This is a genomic window from Pontibacterium sp., from assembly GCF_041587635.1.
Classification (GTDB): Bacteria; Pseudomonadota; Gammaproteobacteria; order Pseudomonadales; family Balneatricaceae; genus Pontibacterium.
Window position 1 is genome coordinate 1 of the sequence record NZ_JBFGYC010000543.1, and the last position, 2,736, is coordinate 2,736.

At 49.9% G+C, this 2,736-nt stretch carries 3 protein-coding genes; 2 read left to right on the top strand and 1 reads right to left on the bottom strand.

The genetic code is table 11. The features are described 5' to 3' along the window. Positions 1–810: DUF1365 domain-containing protein (locus ABYW01_RS18735; protein WP_372835803.1), on the top strand; the 810-nt coding region annotated here is incomplete at its 5' end. Next, a complete protein-coding gene (locus tag ABYW01_RS18740; protein WP_372835805.1) occupies positions 797–2,029 on the top strand; it encodes a class I SAM-dependent methyltransferase in 1,233 nt (410 codons plus the stop codon). The genes ABYW01_RS18735 and ABYW01_RS18740, both read left to right, overlap by 14 nt. A gap of 64 nt (positions 2,030–2,093) precedes the next feature. Here ABYW01_RS18740 and ABYW01_RS18745 read toward each other — a convergent pair whose 3' ends face one another. Then, entirely contained in the window at positions 2,094–2,570 is a 477-nt protein-coding gene (locus ABYW01_RS18745; protein ID WP_372835807.1) for a GNAT family N-acetyltransferase, read from the bottom strand. Between the last annotated feature and the right edge of the window lie 166 nt (positions 2,571–2,736).

Consider the following 2,736-nt stretch of genomic DNA (forward strand, 5'->3'; position numbering starts at 1 on the left):
CCCATGGCTGATCTCAGTTCTTCACTGTATGAAGGCATTGTGATGCATCATCGGTTCAGACCCAAAAAACATCGGTTCATTTACCGTGTATTTTCACTCTGCCTCAATCTGGACGAACTGGAGAGCCTCAATCAACAGCATCGATTTTTCTCGCTGAATCGATTTAACCTCTTTTCATTCCACGAAAGAGATCACGGTCGTGGCGCAGGGAAATTACGCGATCAGATCACAGAGATACTGGCGGAACGCGGCTATGGCTCCGCAACGGCGCACATCCGACTGCTCTGCTACCCACGCATATTGGGCTACACGTTCAATCCGCTCAGTGTTTACTTCTGTTACAACAGTGATGCCAAGCTGGAAGTTATCCTTTACGAAGTCAGCAATACGTTCGGGCAACGACACACCTATCTGCTCACAGCAGAACAGGACAAAACCGGTCACGTGCGCCAACAATGCGATAAGCAGATGTACGTCAGTCCTTTTATGCCTATGAACACCGGATACAGCTTCCGCATCTTGCCTCCGGCACAACAGGTTGCTGTCAATATTCGCCAAACCGAACGGGATTCAGGCACAGCCGTATTACATGCGACATTCAGCGGAAAACACACATCCTTGACCGATTCCGGCCTTCTGAAGGCATTTATCAAATATCCATTGATGACACTGAAGGTGATGACAGCGATCCACTGGGAAGCCCTTCGCCTGTGGCGCAAGAACGTCAAAATCCAGCCCCGTACGCCGGGCGACAACTACAGCATCAGCTGGCAGGACAAACACGGAGTTATCCATCATGAAAGCCATTAACTGTTCAAGTACTTCCTCCGTAAAACCAAATGAGCCTAGCGTGTTGGAACGTCAGCTGATCAGTTTCTTACACCAGCGACTCGACAAGACTTGTGGCTCCCTCCAACTGACGTTACCCAGCGGGCTTCAATGCCGCTTCGGTCATAACCAACCCACTGCCACTGTGATACTCCATAGTTACCGCCCGCTTGCACGACTGCTGTTTGGTGGCGCTAACGGTTGGTCCGAAGGGTATCTGGCGGGAGAATGGGACAGTCCTGATCTAACCGCCCTTGTGCATTGGGCGCTGAGCTACGAAGAAGCACTGTCATCCATGTCCAAGGCACGCTTCTTTACCGGTGTACTGCACAATCTTTACCACTGGCAGCGGGACAACAGCAAACAAGGCAGTAAGCGTAATATTTCAGCACACTATGATCTGGGAAATGACTTTTACAAGGAGTGGCTTGATCCGGGGATGACATACTCTGCCGCCCTTTTCGATCAACCCTCTCAGCCACTTGAAGATGCACAACGCAACAAATACGCCCGTATTCTGGAAATGCTAAACGCCAATCCAGATGATCATATCGCAGAGATTGGTTGCGGCTGGGGCGGTTTTGCTGAACAGGCTGCTATTGAGCACGACCTTAATGTGCACGGCGTTACGCTGTCTCAGGAACAATTAGCCTGGGCGAAACAACGTATTACCAACGCAGGGCTGCAGAATAAGGTTAATTTAAGTCTCACGGATTACCGCGACATGAACCATCAATACGACGGTATCGTCTCGATCGAAATGTTTGAAGCTGTTGGCGAAGCCCACTGGGACACTTATTTCCAAACGTTGAAACGCATCCTGAAACCCGGCGGCAACGTCGTTCTGCAAGTGATCACGATTGATGACGAACGCTTCCAAACGTACCGCAAACAAGCAGACTTCATCCAACGTTATGTCTTCCCCGGGGGAATGTTGCCTAGTATTGAAGTACTGCAAGACAAGTTTGAGTTACACGGTTTCGAGTTAGAACAGAAGCTGCTTTTCGGACCGGACTACGCCCACACCTTACGCCACTGGCGAGATGCATTTGAAGCACGCTGGAACATGATTAAACCGCAAGGGTTCGATGACCGTTTCTACCGTTTATGGCGCTATTATCTGGCGTACTGTGAAGGCGGTTTTGATCAGGGCAGTATCAACGTCGGCTTGTATCAGCTGAAACTTGCAGATGTGAAGTGATAGATCCCATCAATTGACCCCATCAATCGACAAAGGGCTGAGACGTGGAATGCGATAATCAGCCTCAACGCTTCAGAGCGTTCACAGCACGCTGCATACTAAAGTTCGTTAACACACAGTCCCTTCGCTCAACCCGATTGGACCCCAGAATCTCAAAACCCAATGCATCAAATAGGGGTTTTGCTGCTTTACTGGCCTCCACATATAACCGCTCATACCCTCTCTGGTCTGCAATATCACACAGATACAGCAACAGTGACTGACCAATACCCCGCCGCTGATAATCTTTATGAACGTACAGGCAGTCGATATGCCCACCATCGTCTAACTCGATGAATCCGACAATCTGACCGGCGATAACCGCAACAAACGGTTTTTTGAGCGCAAGGCGTGCTTGCCAGTGTTCATAGTCTGGCGGTGTGGGGGACCAGGCTTCCAGCTCTTGATCAGTATAAAGCCGTCGATCAATCGCATGGATCGATTCATGAAACAGGGTCGTAATGTCACACGCATCCGCTTCTTTATAGTGTCTAATCTGCATACGTATTCTTACTGCTGGCGGGAAGTGAAGACCAGTGAATCGACGGAGTTACGAGGAAAATATCACACCTGACAGGCAGCTTTGCGCTGTAGCCATCTGAATAACGTACCCAAGCCGGGGATATGGCGATACAAGGCCGCACTGTCCCAGTAGTCTTCATGCACCC

What these genes read in the sequence shown, in the direction of transcription:
- ABYW01_RS18740 (WP_372835805.1), top strand. Translation starts at nt 797, where the DNA reads ATGAAAGCCATTAACTGTTCAAGTACTTCCTCCGTAAAACCAAATGAG.
- ABYW01_RS18745 (WP_372835807.1), bottom strand. Translation starts at nt 2,570, where the DNA reads ATGCAGATTAGACACTATAAAGAAGCGGATGCGTGTGACATTACGACC.